The organism is Streptomyces sp. cg36 (assembly GCF_041080675.1).
Classification (GTDB): domain Bacteria; phylum Actinomycetota; class Actinomycetes; order Streptomycetales; family Streptomycetaceae; genus Streptomyces.
The window spans coordinates 7354478-7370618 of sequence record NZ_CP163520.1 but is presented as its reverse complement, the minus strand read 5'-3'; the positions used below and the strand labels follow the sequence as shown (position 1 = coordinate 7370618).

Sequence of the window (16141 nt, the reverse complement as noted above, 5' to 3'; positions counted from 1 at the left end):
CTGTCTCACGCGGGGACCGCCACCGGGCCCTCGGCGTCGTCGCGGCCGGCGGCGAAGCCGAGCAGGGCGGTGTGCAGGGCGCCGCGGACGGCCTCGACCTGTTCGTCGGTGAAACAGGCGGTGCTGTAGGGCAGTTCGATGCCGAGCCGGTCGCCGAAGGAGACCACGCACACCATCACCGGGCCGCGCCCCGCCTGGGGGAAGTAGTTCTCGCGGGCCGGGGCGAGCCGTACGTCGGTGACCTCCAGGCCGTCGGGGACCACCGGGGTGGCCACCCGCCCCATGTTGGTCACGATGACGCTGGTGGCGAGGATCGCCGGGTGCTGCGGGACCTTGGGCAGCAGGTGCAGCTCATGGAGGTACTCGCCGCTGTCGATGGCCGTGTGCAGGCTCTCGGTGACCTCGCGGGCCAGCGCCAGCGGGTCGGTGCCGGGCGCCACGTCGAACACGTCGAGACAGGTCGTCACGGCGGGCACCATCACCTCGCGCGCCAGCGGCGTGGCGAGCCGCGAGCGCAGGTCCACCGGCGAGAGGCAGCCCAGGGTGCGCGGGTCCGGGTCGTCGCCGAGCAGACCGCGCACGGCGGTCAGGGCGGCGGCGGCCACCAGTCCGTGCACGGGCACCCGCTGGGACTTGGCGTACTGGAGCAGTCCGGACGTCTCGTGCGGCTCCAGCACCAGCCGCCGTACGTCGAGTTCGGGCCTGCCGGGGGTGCGCTCGGCGCCCACGGCCGCGTAGGGGAGGCTGACGACGGGGCGCTCCACCGTGCGCCGCACGCGCCGCGCCAGGTACTCCTCCAGCTCGGGCTCCGACGTTTCGGGCAGCTGGACGGAGACGGGCTCCGGGTACTCCTCGCGGTCCTCCGCGGTGACCGGGCGGCGGCCCGCCACGAGGTCCGTGTAGGTGTCCCACAGCGCGTTCTGCAGGGCGATGCCGCTGTGGCCGTCGGTGATGGTGTGGTCGACGCTGAGGACCAGGCTGTGCTCGTCGGTGCCGCGCAGCAGCACCGCGCGCACCAGCGGGCCGCCCACCGGCAGCGGGGTGTTGAACTCCTCCGTGAAGGCCGTGGGCCCGCCCTCGCGCACCAGCAGCCTCGGCCGGTCCTCCGGCGGCAGCGGCTGGAGCACGGCGGCCCCGTCCTCGACGGCGATCCGGCAGCGCAGCGAGGGATGCTCGGCGACCTTGGCGGCGAACGCCGCGGCGAGCAGCTCCTTGTCGAGCGCGCCGCGCACGGTGCACACGAGCACGGCACGGCTCCGCTGCGCCACGTAGATCGTCTCGACCGGGCATAACATGCGCTGCATTTAACTACCCTTCAGCTTTCTTTCCCGCCGGTGGGCCGGTATGTGTCGAGCCGCGTGGGTGCTGCCCGCAAACCACTGCCCGCGCGGATCTCTTCGTGGGTGCACAAAAGCTCGGGAAACCCTGCGCATTGGCCGCGATCACATGCGCCGATGCCGAATCCCGAATCGGCTTCAGTGAAGCCTCAATTCCGCCGACCCGCAAGTGCGGAGCGGCGGTTCACCGAGTGACCTATCCCTCAGCTCCCCCTCGTGACACGCTCCCGCACCGCAGGTCGGGGAATACCCACGGATCCCCGAACGCTAACCGGGCTCACGCCGTCTGCTCACACGTGCAAGTGATTTTGGCTCAACATCGGCCCTCGCCGACCGCCTTGATCGGCTCGTATACAGCGGTGACGACCGGCGGGCACTTGCCAGGAGCACGATTTTTTAACCTGTCATGGCTGGTTCATTGACGCAAACCAAACATCTCAAGCTGGCCAGATTCGTACGGCCGCGTCCAAGGCGTCCGGCACACTGAACCGCGTAATGGAAGGGGTTTTGACGGTCCGTGGGGTGACACGCCCGGGCGGATCATCCCCTTGACCGCCCGACTTCCCCTCATGCAGGGTTGTTGAGCCGGGGAAGGCAGCACTCCACCGAGCACTGCCGGTTCTCCGAAGCACCGCACCCGCAGCGGTATTTCGGCGACGCCATTCCCCGCCCCTGTTTCCGTGCCGCAATTCCGTTCATCCAGTGAGTGGATCACACGCGCCCGCCCGACGGCCTCCGCCCAGAGGCCCGCGGGCCCTTTCCGTGTGCGGAGAATTTCACAAACGCCTAATGAGGGTTGGTGCCATGTCTGTCCAGGAGGACACCAGTAGCCCGCTGACCGGGGCCCAGCAGGGTCTCTGGTTCGCCCAGCGGCTCGACCCCGCGAACGCCGCCTACAACACCGCCGAGTACGTGGAGATCCACGGGCCCGTGGACCCCGCGCTGTTCGAGACCGCGCTGCGGCGGACCGTGGGCGAGGCGCAGACGTTCGCCCTGCGCTTCGCCGACACCCCCGACGGCCCGCGCAGCGCGCCGGCCGCGGCCGACGACTGGCCGCTGCGGCTGGTGGACGTGAGCGCGGAGGCGGACCCCGGTGCGGCGGCCGAGGCATGGATACGCGCCGACATGGCCCGGGCGGCCGACCTCACCGAGGGCCCGCTGTTCACCCAGGCGTTGTTCACCCTGGCACCCGACCGCCACTTCTGGTTCCTGCGGGCCCACCACATCCTGCTCGACGGCTACAGCTACAAGCTCGTCGCCCGGCGCCTCTCCGAGGTGTACGCGGCGCTCGCCGACGGGCGCGAGGTGCCCGCGAGCCCGTTCCTGCCGGTGGACCGGCTGCTGGAGGAGGAGAACGCCTACCGCGCCTCGGACCGCTTCACCCGCGACCGCGACCACTGGACGGCCCGCCTCGCGGACGCGCCCGGCGCCGTCGGTCTGACCGAGGGCACCGCGGCGCCCTCCCCGTCCTTCCTGCGCCGCACCACCCTCCTCTCCCCCGCCGAGACCGAGCGGCTGACCGCGGCGGCGGCCCGCTTCGGGGCCGCCCGCAACGATCTGATCGTGGCGGCCGTCGCCGCCTATCTGCACCGCGTCACCGGGCAGCAGGACATCGTGCTCGGCCTGCCCACCATGAGCCGGCTCGGCTCGACCGCCCTGCGCACGCCCGGCACCGCCTCCAACATCCTGCCGCTGCGCCTGGCCGTAACCCCCGCCACCACCGCCGGAGAGCTGGTGGCGGCGGTCGCCGCCGCATTACGCGATGTGCGCAAGCACCAGCAGTACCGGGCCGAGGACCTGCGCCGCGACCTCAAACTCCTGGGCGGCGACCGGCGGCTGTACGGGCCGGTGGTCAACCTGGTCCCGTTCGACGAGGAGCCGCCCTTCGGCGGCCACCGCACCACCTCCCACCACCTCTCCGGCGGCGCCGTCGAGGACCTCCAGATCAACGTGCGGCCCGGCGCGGGCGGCGAGGGCGTGTGGATCGCCTTCGACGCCAACCCCGCCCTCTACTCCGAAGAGGCGCTCACCGACCACCAGCAGCGCCTGCTGCGCCTGCTGGACCAGCTCGCCGAGGCGGACGCCGGTCTGCCGCTGGCCCGCACCACCCTGCTGCACCCCGAGGAGCTTCCCGGGTACGCCGCCGCCGAGAGCACGCCCACCGCGCCCGACGCCGTGCTGTCCACCCGGTTCGAGGCCCAGGCCGCCCGCACCCCCGACGCGGTCGCCGTCACCCACGAGGACACCCGGCTCACCTACGCGGAGCTCAACGCCCGCGCCAACCGGCTGGCCCGGCTCCTCGTCGAGCGCGGCGCCGGACCCGGCGGGGTGGTGGCGCTGGCGCTGCCCCGCTCGGCCGAGCTGGTCGTCGCCCTGCTCGCGGTCGTCAAGTCCGGTGCCGCGTACCTGCCGTTGGACCCCGGCTACCCGGCCGAGCGGATCCGCGCGGTCGCCGAGGACGCCTCCCCCGCGCTGGTGGTGACCGACGCGGCCACCGCCGCCACGCTGCCCGCCACCGGCGCCTCCCCCCTCGTCATCGGCGACCCGGACGTGGAGCGCGAGCTGGCCGCCCGCCCCGGCGCGGACCTCACCGACGCCGACCGGCAGGCCCCGCTCACCCCCGCCGACCCGGCGTACATCATCCACACCTCGGGCTCCACCGGGCGCCCCAAGGGCGTGGTGATCCCGCACTCCAACGTGGTGCGGCTCTTCGAGACCTCCGCCGCCCACTTCGACTTCGGCCCGGACGACGTGTGGACGCTCTTCCACTCGTACGCCTTCGACTTCTCCGTCTGGGAGCTGTGGGGACCGCTGCTGCACGGCGGCCGGCTCGTCGTCGTCCCGTACGCCACCAGCCGCTCGCCGCACGACTTCCTGCGGCTGCTGCGCGAGGAGCGCGTCACCGTCCTCAACCAGACGCCCTCCGCCTTCCAGCAGCTCGTCCAGGCCGAGGCGGAGACGGACGACGGCGGTGAACTCGCCCTGCGCTACGTCGTCTTCGGCGGCGAGGCGCTGGAGCCCGCGCAGCTGCGCCCCTGGGTGGACCGGCACGGCGACGCCTCGCCCGTCCTGGTCAACATGTACGGGATCACCGAGACCACCGTGCACGTCACCCACCAGCGGATGACCCGGGAGACGATCGAGGACCCGGCCGCCCGCAGCGTCATCGGCACCGCCCTGCCCGACCTGCGCGTCCACGTCCTCGACCACTGCCTCCAGCCGGTGCCGCCCGGCTGGGTCGGCGAGATGTACGTGGCGGGCCCCGGGCTCGCCCAGGGCTATCTGGACCGCCCGGAGCTGACGGCCGAGCGGTTCGTGGCCGACCCGTTCGGCCCGGCGGGCGAGCGGATGTACCGCACCGGCGACCTGGCCCGGCGCTCGGCCGACGGCACCCTGGAGTACGCGGGCCGCTGCGACCAGCAGGTCAAGATCCGCGGCTTCCGCATCGAGCCCGGTGAGATCGAGGCCGCGCTCCTGGGCCACCCCCGTGTGGCACGGGCCGCCGTGGTGACCCGCGAGAGCGAGGGCTCGGCCGACCGCATCCTGGTCGCCTACGCCGTCCCCGCGCCCGGCGAGCACCCCTCGCCCGCCGAGCTGCGCACCCATCTGGCCGCCCTGCTGCCCGAGCACATGGTGCCCAGCGCCTGCGTCCTGCTGGACGCGCTGCCGCTGACCGCCAACGGGAAACTGGACGCCAAGGCGCTGCCCGCGCCCGACTTCGCCGCCGCGGCCACCGGCCGCGCCCCCGCCACCGAGTCCCAGGCGCTGGTCTGCGGCCTGTACGAGGAGCTGCTGCGGCTGCCCGAGGGCACGGTCGGCCCCGACGACAACTTCTTCGACCTCGGCGGGCACTCCCTGCTCGCCACCCGCCTGATGACCCGGCTGCGCGCCGCCACCGGCGCCGAGGTGTCCATGGCCGTCTTCTTCGCGCTGCCCACCCCGGCGGCCGTCGCCGGCCACCTCACGGCCGCCGCCGGACCCGCCCGCCCGCCGCTGGTCCGAGCCGAGCGGCCCGACCCGGTGCCGCTCTCCTTCACCCAGCAGAGCATGTGGTTCCTCAACCAGCTGGACGGGGCCGCCGCCACCTACAACATCCCGCTGGTCGTACCGCTGGCGCACGAGGTGGACGAGGCAGCGCTGCGCGCGGCGCTGGCGGACGTGGCCGACCGGCACGAGACCCTGCGCACCCTGCTGCCGGAGAGCGGCGGCGTGCCGCGCCAGGACATCCGCCCGCGCGGCGCCCTGCGGCCCGAACTGCACGTGGTCGACTGCCCCGCCTCCGAGGTCGGCGCACATGTCGACGCGGCCCGGCGCCACCGCTTCGACCTGACCCGCGACCAGCCGCTGTGGGCCGGTCTGTACGGGACCGGCGCGGCCCGCACCCTGGTGCTGGTGCTGCACCACAGCGCCGCCGACGGCTGGTCGCTGCGTCCGCTCGCGGAGGACCTCTCCACCGCGTACGCCGCCCGCTGCGAGGGCCGCGACCCGGGCTGGGAGGAACTGCCCGTCCAGTACGCCGACTACGCGCTGTGGCAGCGCGCGCTCCTCGATGACACCGACGCCGAGGACGGCTTGATGCAGCGTCAGCTCGGCTTCTGGAAGGAGCGGCTGGCGGGCCTCCCGGTGGAGCTCGCCCTGCCCGCCGACCGGCCGCGCCCCGAGGCCCCGGGCCGCCGCGGCGGCCACCTCACCCTCGACGTGGACGCCGCCCTGCACCGCGCGCTGCTGCGGCTCGGCGAGGAGAGCGGCGCGAGCCTGTTCATGGTGGTGCAGAGCGCACTCGCCGCCCTGCTCACCCGCTGGGGCGCGGGCACCGACGTCCCCATCGGCACTCCGGTGGCCGGACGCGCCGACGCCGCCCTGGACGATCTCGTCGGTCTGATGGCCAACTCGCTGGTGCTGCGCACCGACACCTCGGGCGACCCGGAGTTCCGTGAACTCCTCGGCCGGGTCAAGGACTTCGACCTGGCCGCCTACGACCACCAGGACCTGCCCTTCGACCGGCTGGTCGAGGAGCTCAACCCGGCCCGCACCCCGGCCCGGCACCCGCTCTTCCAGGTCATGCTGGCCCTGCAGAACAACACCGAGGCCACCGTCCGCCTCGGCGCCGACGAGGCGCCGCTGCGGCCGAGCGCCACCGGCACCGCCAAGTTCGACCTCTTCGTCGACGTGGTGGAGAACCAGGGCCCCGACGGCGCCCCGGCCGGGCTCGTGTGCCACGTCGAGTACGCCGCCGACCTGTTCGACCACACCACCGTGGAGCGCGCGGCGAGCGCCCTGCACGCGCTGCTGGCGGCCGTCGCCGAGGAGCCCGCGCTGCGCCTGGGCGAGCTGCCCGCGCCGGAGCCGGGCGACCGTACCGGGACCGGGGCCGTCGCCGGGTCCGACGCGGCCGGGCCGGAGCGCGCGCTGCTGGCCCAGAGCGACGTCCGGGACGCCGTGGCCGTGACGGCGGACGGGCGGACGACGCTGTTCGCGGTGCCCACCCGCGCCGCGGCGGCCGAGCAGGCCGCGCGCGCCGTGCGCCGCGCCGCGGACGACCGGGCCGCCGCGTTCCGCGTAGCCGCCGTCACCGATCTGCCCCGCCACCCCGACGGCGCCCTGGACACCGAGGCGCTCGGCGCGCTGCCGGTGATCGACACCGAGGCCGCCGAGGCGTGGCGGGGGGAGCTGTCCCGGCTCCCCGGCGTCCGCTCGGCGACCGTGTCGCTGGAGGAGGTGTCCGACCCGATCGGGCGGCTCTACATCGGCTCGTCCGGCGGCCGTGCGACCGAGACGGCCCGCACCCTGGACGCCGGCGCCGCCGCGGCCGTACCCGCGCTCAGCGAGGGCGCCCCGCTGCCCGAACCGACCGTGGCCGGCTGGGCCGAGGCGCTGCGCCGGGCCGCCGCCGGCGGACCGCACGCCGAGGTCGTCCACGTCCGCGCCGACGGCAGCGAGACCCGCCGCGACTACGCCTCGCTGATCGAGGAGGCGTCCCGGGTGCTCGGCGGGCTGCGGGCGCTCGGGCTGCGCCCCGGCGACCAGGTGATCCTCCAGTGCGAGGACACCGAGGACTTCCTCGCCACGCTGTGGGGCTGTGTGCTCGGCGGCTTCGTGACGGTGCCGCTGACCGTGCCCCCCACCTACGCGACCGCCTCCGCGCCGGTGGCCAAGCTGGAGGGGGTGTGGCAGATGCTGCACCGCCCGTGGATGATCACCTCCGCCTCCGGCGAGGCCGGGCTGCGCGACCTGGCCGAGCGGCGCGGCTGGGAGGGCCTGCGGCTCACCACCACGGACGAGCTGCGCGCCGGACCGCTCGACGAGGACTGGCACGCCGCCCGGCCCGACGACGTGGTGCTGATGCTGCTGACCTCGGGGAGCACCGGCCTGCCCAAGGCGGTCCGGCTCACCCACCGCAACGTGCTGACCCGCGCGGCGGCCACCGCGTCCCTCAACTCCCTGACCGAGCACGACGTCTCGGTCAACTGGATCCCGCTCGACCACGTCACCGGTGTGGTCATGTTCCATCTGCGGGACGTCTATCTGGGCTGCCGCCAGGTGCACGCGCCGACCTCCTGGATCCTGGAGGACCCGCTGCGCTGGATGGAGCTCGCGCACCGCCACCGCGCCACCGTCACCTGGGCGCCCAACTTCGCCTTCGGCCTGGTCAGCGAGCAGGCGCACCGGATGTCCGGGCGCGCCTGGGACCTGTCCCCGATGCGTCTGGTGATGAACGCGGGCGAGGTCGTCGTCGCGGCCACCGCCCGGCGCTGGCTGGAGGTGATGAAGCCGTTCGGCCTGCCGCAGGACGTCATGCACCCGTGCTGGGGCATGTCGGAGACCTCCTCGGTGGTCACCGACACCATCCTCGCGGCCCAGCCGCAGCCCGGCGAGGACACCTTCGTCAGCTGCGGTCTGCCCTACCCCGGCTTCGCCATGCGGATCGTCGACGACCAGGAGCGGATCGTCGCCGAGGGCACCGCGGGCCGCCTCCAGGTGCGCGGCACCACGGTGACCCACGGCTACCACGACAACGCGAAGGCGAACGCCGAGTCGTTCACGCCCGAGGGCTGGTTCGAGACCGGCGACCTGGCCTTCCTGCGCGCCGGGGAGCTCTACATCACGGGCCGCGCCAAGGACGTCATCATCGTCAACGGCGTCAACCACTACAGCCACGAGATCGAGTCCTGCGTCGAGGAACTGCCCTTCGTCGTAAGGAGCTTCACCGCGGCCTGCGCGGTGCGCACCGACCCGACGGCGGGCACCGACGAACTCGCCCTCTTCTTCCATCTGGAGGAGGGCACCGACGTCACCCGGGCGCTGCGGTCGATCCGCGGCAAGGTCACCCGGGAGATCGGGATCAGCCCGGCGCACCTGATGCCCGTCGAGGCGGCCCTGATCCCCAAGACGGAGATCGGCAAGATCCAGCGCACCCAGCTGCGCAAGCGGTTCGAGGCGGGCGAGTTCGACCGGATCGCCCAGTCCTCCGAGATCCTGCTGGCCAGCACCGCCACGGTGCCGGACTGGTTCCTGCGCCCGGTGTGGCAGCGGGCCGAGCGCGTCCACGCCCCGGCCCAGTCCGGCGGCCACACCCTGGTGCTGGCCGGGCGGCACGCCCCGGGCGCCGCCCTGGCCGAGACCGTCGCGGCGCGGCTGCGCGCCGAGGGCGGCCGGTGCACGGTCGTCACGGACGGCGAGGAGTTCGCCCGGCGGGACGCCGCCGCGTACCGCGTCCGCCCCGACTCGGCGGCCGACCTCGGCACGCTCCTGGACCGTCTGGCGGCCGACGACCGGCCGGTGGACGCCGTGCTGCACCTGGGCACCCTCGACGGGCGGACCGGCGAGCCGGAGACGGCCGCCGAGCTGCTCGCCGCCCAGCGCGACGGCGCCGACTCCCTGCTCTGCCTCGCCCAGGCACTGACGGCTCGTCACACCGCGTCCCAGCAGGTGAGGTTGCTGGTGGTGAGCGCGGCGGCCCAGGCCGTACGGGACGGCGACCTCCCCTCGTACGCGCACGGCGCCGTCGGCGGGCTCCTGAAGAGCCTGCGCGAGGAGCTGCCCTGGCTGCGCACCGCGCAGGTGGACCTGGCGGACGCCGGGGACGACGCCGGGCCGCTGCTCGCGGAGCTCGCCGCGCCGGTGACCGACGCCGAGGTGGCCTTCCGCGACGGCGGGCGCTGGATCCGCCGGCTCGCCCCGCTCCCCGACCCGCTGCCGCGCACCGCGCCGCCCGCCACCGAGGGCTTCCACCTGGTCAGCGGCGGCCTCGGCGGAGTGGCCGGACGGCTGGCCGAGCACCTGCTCAAGACCCCCGGCACCCGGCTGCTGCTGGTGGGCCGCACCCAGCTGCCCGACGAGGACAGCTGGGACAAGCACATCGCCGAGGGCGGCCCGCTGGCCCGCCGCATCGAGACCTACCGCTCCCTGCGCGAGCTGGGCGAGGTGCGGTACGTGGGCGCCGACATCACCGACGCCGAGCGGCTGCGCGCCGCCGTGGCCGAGGCGGCCGACGTCTGGTCCGCCCCGCTCGCCGCGGTGGTGCACCTCGCGGGCCGCTTCGAGCAGCGCGCGGTGGCCGACCTCGGCCTGGAGGAGTGGCGCGCGGCACTGGCCGCCAAGGTCACCGGCGGCTGGGTGCTGCACCGCCTCGCCCAGGAGCACGGGGCCCGCACGTACCTCTCGTTCTCCTCGGTCAACGGCTACTTCGGCGGCTCGATGAGCAGCTCCTACGCCGCCGCCAACGCGTTCCTCGACGCGCTCGCCGCCCATCAGCGCGGCAGCGGCCTGGACGCGCAGAGCCTGGCCTGGAGCATGTGGGACGAGCTGGGCATGAGCGAGGGGTACGGGCTCAAGTCGCTGACCGAGGCGCGCGGTTACCGGGTCCTGGACTCCGCCTCGGCCCTGCGCTCCTTCGACCTGGCCCGCACCCTGGCCGAGCCGCACCTGCTGATCGGCACCGACCGCGCCCTGCCCTGGGTGCGCGGCCACGTCCAGGCGCCGGCCCGGCCGGTGCACCGGCTCGCGGGCAAGGTGGCGCTCGACGAGGGCGCCGACCTCGGGGCCCTGTACACCGCGGCCCGGACCGGGGCGCGGGCGGCCGGGGCCGACGGCCACTGGGTGCTGCGCGCTGCCGGTTCGTCGGCGGCGGACGCGCCCGGCGCCGCCGGGGACGACTCCGCCGAGGGCACGCGCCGGCTGGAGAAGGTCCTCAGCACCATCTGGTGCCGGGTCCTGGGCCGTGACCAGGTCGGTGTCGAGGAGAACTTCTTCGACCTCGGCGGCCACTCGCTGCTCCTGGTCCGCGCCCAGGGCGCGGTCAACGAGGAGCTCGGCTGCGAGCTGAGCGTGGTGGACCTGTTCAGCCACCCGAGCGTGCGGGCCCTGGCCCGCCATCTCACCGAGACCGGCTTCGCCGCCGGCTCCCCCGCGCCCGCCGACGCACCCGACAGCACACCCCCGTCCGGGCTCGACCTCGCCCGGCAGCGGGCCGAACGCCAGCGCGCCGCGCGCGCCGGGCGCCGACCCGCCCCGAACACCCCCCGCACCGAGCACGAAGGACCCCGCAACGATGGATGAGACAGCCCGCCCCGACGAGGGGATGGAGACCGCCGTCGCCGTCGTCGGCATGGCCGCGCGCTTCCCCGGCGCCGACACGGTGGAGGAGTTCTGGCAGAACCTCGCCGCCGGACACGAGTCGATCCGGCCGATCACCGACGAGGAGTTCCTGGCGGCCGGGGGCGACCCGGCGGGCCTGGACGACCCCGACCTGGTGCGGATGGCCTCGGTGATCGAGGGCGCCGACCGCTTCGACTCGGCGTTCTTCGGCTACAACCCGGCCGAGGCCGAGGTCGTCGACCCGCAGCAGCGCCTGCTGCTCGAATGCGCCTACCACGCCCTGGAGGAGGCCGGTTACGCCGACGGCCACGGCGACCTCCAGGTCGGGGTGTACGCGGGAGCGGGCGACAGCCGCTACTACCCCGCGCACGTCTACCCGCGCTTCGCCGGGCAGAGCGCCTCGGTCGCCCTGGTCCACGCGGCCACCAGCAACTCGCTGGGCACCCTGGCCACCCGCATCTCGTACGAGCTGGGCCTGACCGGGCCCAGCCTCTCCCTGCAGACGGCGTGCTCCACCGCGCTCGTCGGCATCCACACCGCCTGCCAGGACCTGATCGACTACCGCTGTGACGTGGCCCTGGCCGGGGCCGCCTCGATCAACCCGTCGGCGCTGCTCGGCTACCGGCACGTGCCGGACGGGCCGTTCTCGCCCGACGGGCGCTGCCGGGCCTTCGCGGCCGACGCGGCGGGCACCTCCTCGGGCGACGGCGTCGGCGTGGTGGCGCTCAAGCGCCTCTCGGACGCGCTGGCCGACGGCGACCGCATCCGGGCCGTGATCCGCGGCTCGGCCATCAACAACGACGGGCGCCGCAAGGTCGGTTTCACCGCGCCCAGCACCGAGGGCCAGACCGAGGCGATCCTGGCCGCGCAGGTGGCGGCGGGCATCGGCGCGGACTCCATCGGATACGTGGAGGCGCACGGCACCGCCACCCGCATCGGCGACCCGATCGAAGTGGCGGCGCTGACCGCGGCGTTCCGCGAGAGCACCGACCGCACCGGCTACTGCGCGCTGGGCTCGGTGAAGACCAACGTCGGGCATCTGGGCGCCGCCGCCGGGATCGCCGGATTCATCAAGGCCGTCCTCGCCCTGGAGCACCGCCAGATACCCCCGACGCTCCACTTCGACCGGCCCAACCCGCTCATCGACTTCGCCGCGAGCCCCTTCCGGGTGCCGACCGCGCTGGAGGAGTGGCGGGCGGGCGAGGGCCCGCGCCGGGCCGCGATCAGCGCGTTCGGGGTCGGCGGGACCAACGCGCACGTCATCGTGGAGGAGGCACCGCCCGCGCCGGACCCGGCCCCCCGGCCGGCCCGGCCCGCCCGCTGGCAGGTGCTGCCGCTGTCCGCCCGCACCTCGGGCGCCCTGCGCGGGCAGGCCGAGAACCTGGGCCGCCACCTCACCGAGCACCCCGCGACCGACCTCGCCGACGTCGCCCACTCCCTGCGCGCCCGCACCCCGATGGCGCACCGGGCGGCCGTCGCCGCGCTCGACACCGGGCAGGCCGCGCGGATCCTGCTGCACCCGCTCCAGTCGAGCGGGCTGGTGCGCGGCGAGGAGGCCCCGCCGGTCGCGTTCCTGCTGCCCGGCGGCGGCACCCAGTACATCGGCATGGGCGCCGAACTCCACCGCGAGCTGCCGGTCTACCGGGACGCCGTCGACCGCTGCACCCGCATCCTGCTCTCCGCCACCGGCCGCGATCTGCGCACGGCGCTCTTCGAGGACACCGAACCCGGCAGCGTCGACGCCTTCCTGGCCCTGGTGGTCACCGAGTACGCCCTGGCGACCGCGCTGATGGAGCACGGCGTGCGGCCCGCCTCGTTCATCGGGCACTCGCTGGGCGAGTACACCGCGGCCACCCTCGCCGGGGTGATGTCCCTGGAGGAGATGCTGCCGCTGGTCGGCGAGCGCATCCGGCTGATCGCCTCGGCGGGCGGCGCCACCACCGGTGTGGCCGTCGGCGAGGAGGTGCTGCGCCGCTATCTCACCGACGACCTGTCGCTGGCGGCGGTCAACGGCCCGGCGGCCTGCACCGTCGCGGGGCGCCAGGAGGCGGTGGCGGCCCTGGAGGCGCGGCTGGCCGCCGACGACATCGCCTTCCGCAGGCTGCGGCTGCCCGCCGCCGCCCACTCGCACGTGCTGGACCCGATCCTGCCCGAGTTCGCGGACGTCCTGCGGGGCGTGACCCTGCGACCGCCGACGATCCCGTACATCACCAACGTCACCGGCGACTGGGTCACCGACGAGCAGGCGACGAGCATCGAGCACTGGCTCGACCACACCCGGCGCACCGTGCGGTTCGCCGACGGCATCGCCGCGCTCTGGCGGGACGGCCGTCCGCTGTTCGTCGAGATCGGCCCCGGTGACGCGCTGGCCAAGCTGGCGGGCGCCCGCCTCGCGGACCAGCCGGTGACCACCGTGCCCACCATGCGGCACGCCAAGGCCGCCACCCCCGACGGGCAGATGTTCGCGGAGGCGCTCGGCCGGCTGTGGAGCGCGGGCGTGCCCGTCGACCTCACCGGCCCGCACGGCGCCGGGGCGGCGGACGAGGCCCGTCCGGTGCCGCTGCCGCCGTACGCCTTCGACCGGCGCCGCCACTGGATCGACGCCCCCGGGGCCCGGCCGCTCGCCGGTCCGCAGGACGGCGACGAGCAGGCGGCCACCGGCCGCTCCCCCCGGCCCTACCTCACCACGGAGTACGCCGCGCCCCGCACCGAGCGGGAGCGGTCCGTGGCCGCGTACTGGGAGGAGGCGCTGGGCATCGAGGGCATCGGGATCCACGACAACTACTTCGACCTCGGCGGCGACTCGATGCGCGCGGTGCTCCTGGCGGGCCGGATGCGCACCGACGCGGTCCTGGACGTACCGGCCGCCGCGTTCCTCTCGGCGCCCACCATCGCCGGGCTCGTCTCGCTGGCGGGACGCGGCGGCGCGGCCGGCCAGGACGCGTTCGCGCCGCTGCTGCCGCTGCGCGCCGACGGCGACCAGCGCCCGCTGTTCTGCGTCCACCCCGGCGCGGGCATCGCCTGGCGCTACACCGGTCTGCTGCCGCACCTCGGCGCCCGCCAGCCGGTGTACGGCATCCAGGCGCACGGCCTGGACGGGACGCGCGAACCGGCCGCCGACGCCAAGGAGATGGTCGACTCCTATGTGGCGCACCTGCGCGAGGTGCAGCCCGAGGGCCCGTACCGGCTGCTGGGCTGGTCCTACGGCGGGTTCGTCGCCCACGCCATGGCCACCACCCTGCAACGCCAGGGCGAGGAGGTCGAGTTGCTGGCCATGCTGGACGCGCCCGTCACCGAGGACGCGCCCGCCGACCCCCGGGCCACCGAGCGCCAGGTGGCGTCGCTGCTGGTCCGCGTCGCGGGCCTGGAGATGCCCGAGGGCGGGGCCACGGACGTCGACGAGGTGATCCGGCGGCTCGGCGAGGAGGAGGGCGCGGAGCGCGGCCCCTCACCGGTGACCCGTGACGAGGCGCTGGCGATCGCCCGTGTGATGCGCAACAACCTCACCATCGCCCGGGAGTTCGCCCCCGAGGTGTTCGGCGGCGACGCGCTGTTCTTCAGCGCCACCACCGACGCCCCCGTACCGGCCGACTCCGGCGACCTGTCGCTGGTGCCCGGCAAGGCCGACAGCTGGCGCCCGTACGTCGGCGGCGTGTTCACCGAGCACGCCGTGGACTGCGGCCACTACGACATGACCGAGCCGGAGCACATCGCCCGCATCGGCGCGGTCCTCGCCGCCGCCCTGCGGCCCGCCCAGGAAGGGGAATGACCGTGCCCGGTCCGTTCGAGTCCCACGGCGAGGGCGTCCCCTCGCACCTGGTGCTCACCAACGCGGCGGGCGAGCGCTCGCTGTGGCCCGCCTTCGCCCCCGTACCCGCCGGCTGGGACGCGCTCGGTCCCGCCGCCGACTTCAGCGCCTGCCGCACCCGGTCGGCCGCTTCCGCACCCGCACCCGCACCGTCAGGAGCCAGAACGTGACCCAGGACCTCTACGAGCTCGGTGACGCGCCCCCGCTGGGCCAGGCGCCCAAGCGCATGTACGCCTCCCTGATCCGGCCCGAGCGGTACGGGCCGCCCATCGGTGCCTTCCGCACCGAGGTCGTGGACGTGCCGCCCGTCGGGCCCGGCCAGGTCCTCATCAAGGTGATGGCCGCGGGCGTCAACTACAACAACGTGTGGGCCTCGCTCGGCGACCCGGTGGACGTCATAGCCGCCCGCCAGAAGCGCGGCGCCGTCGAGGACTTCCACATCGGCGGCTCCGACGCCTCCGGCATCGTGTGGGCGGTCGGCGAGGGCGTGCGGCTCAAGCCCGGCGACGAGATCGTGCTCCTCGCCAGCATCTGGGACGAGAGCGCCGAGGACATCCGGCTCGGCGCCGACCCGTCCACCTCCTCCACCCAGAGCGTGTGGGGGTACGAGGAGAACTACGGCTCCTTCGCCCAGTTCGCGGTGGTCGACGAGTACCAGTGCCACCCCAAGCCGAAGCGGCTGTCCTGGGCCGCGGCGGCCTGCTACATGGCCACCGCGGCCACCGCCTACCGCCAGCTGTTCGGCTGGGAGCCGCACACCGTGCGCCCCGGTGACGCGGTGCTGATCTGGGGCGGTGCGGGCGGTCTGGGCTGCATGGCGATCCAGATGGTCAAGCAGCGCGGCGGCATCCCCATCGCGGTGGTCTCCAGCGACGAGCGCGGCGAGTACTGCGTCGAGCTGGGCGCCAAGGGGTACATCAACCGCCGCGACTTCGACCACTGGGGCCGGCTGCCCGACACCGGCGACGACGAGGCGATGGGCCGCTGGCTCCAGGGCGCCCGCGCCTTCGGCCGCCGGTTCTGGGAGGTGCTCGGCGAGCGCAGGGCACCCCGGATCGTGCTGGAGCACTCCGGCGCCGACACCATCCCGACCTCGATGTACATGTGCGACAACGCGGGCATGGTCGTCATCTGCGGCGGCACCACCGGCTACAACGGCGATGTGGACCTGCGCTTCCTGTGGATGCGGCAGAAGCGTCTGCAGGGCTCGCACGTCTCCAACTCCCGCGAGGCCCGCGAGGTGACCACCATGATCGACCAGGGGCTGCTCGACCCGTGCCTGTCGCTCACCCTCGGCTTCGAGGAGATCGGCAAGGCCCACCAGCTGATCCACGACAACCAGCACCCGGCGGGCAACATGGCCGTGCTGGTCAACGCCAAGGAGTAGCCGGCGCCTTGG

At 74.5% G+C, this 16141-nt stretch carries 5 protein-coding genes; 4 read left to right on the top strand and 1 reads right to left on the bottom strand.

What is annotated here, in order from left to right; translation table 11 throughout:
* Positions 1–5: 5 nt before the first annotated feature.
* On the bottom strand, positions 6–1304 hold the full coding sequence (locus AB5J87_RS32540; protein WP_369381997.1) for a condensation domain-containing protein: 1299 nt from the start codon (positions 1302–1304) through the stop codon (positions 6–8).
* A gap of 837 nt (positions 1305–2141) precedes the next feature.
* On the opposite strand from AB5J87_RS32540, the gene AB5J87_RS32535 reads away from it, so the two are divergent.
* Genes AB5J87_RS32535 through ccrA form a run of 4 tightly spaced genes read left to right on the top strand, consistent with a single transcriptional unit; the run spans position 2142 to position 16129 of the window.
* Positions 2142–10895 carry an amino acid adenylation domain-containing protein gene (locus AB5J87_RS32535; protein WP_369381995.1) on the top strand — a complete coding sequence of 2918 codons (8754 nt, stop codon included), beginning with the start codon at positions 2142–2144 and terminating at the stop codon, positions 10893–10895.
* Positions 10888–14703, top strand: coding sequence for a type I polyketide synthase (locus AB5J87_RS32530; RefSeq protein ID WP_369381993.1), 3816 nt, complete (start codon positions 10888–10890; stop codon positions 14701–14703). Before AB5J87_RS32535 ends, AB5J87_RS32530 begins: the two co-directional genes overlap by 8 nt.
* Complete coding sequence (locus AB5J87_RS32525; protein ID WP_369381990.1) at positions 14700–14912, top strand: MbtH family NRPS accessory protein; 213 nt, start codon at positions 14700–14702, stop codon at positions 14910–14912. The genes AB5J87_RS32530 and AB5J87_RS32525 overlap by 4 nt, the downstream gene beginning before the upstream one ends.
* A gap of 56 nt (positions 14913–14968) precedes the next feature.
* Positions 14969–16129 (top strand): crotonyl-CoA carboxylase/reductase, encoded by a 1161-nt coding sequence (ccrA, locus tag AB5J87_RS32520; RefSeq protein WP_369383737.1) that lies wholly within the window; start codon positions 14969–14971, stop codon positions 16127–16129.
* Positions 16130–16141 lie beyond the last annotated feature (12 nt).

Coding starts and splice junctions, on each gene's coding strand:
- AB5J87_RS32540 (WP_369381997.1), bottom strand. CDS start 1,304: ATGCAGCGCATGTTATGCCCGGTCGAGACGATCTACGTGGCGCAGCGG.
- AB5J87_RS32535 (WP_369381995.1), top strand. CDS start 2,142: ATGTCTGTCCAGGAGGACACCAGTAGCCCGCTGACCGGGGCCCAGCAG.
- AB5J87_RS32530 (WP_369381993.1), top strand. CDS start 10,888: ATGGATGAGACAGCCCGCCCCGACGAGGGGATGGAGACCGCCGTCGCC.
- AB5J87_RS32525 (WP_369381990.1), top strand. CDS start 14,700: ATGACCGTGCCCGGTCCGTTCGAGTCCCACGGCGAGGGCGTCCCCTCG.
- ccrA (WP_369383737.1), top strand. CDS start 14,969: ATGTACGCCTCCCTGATCCGGCCCGAGCGGTACGGGCCGCCCATCGGT.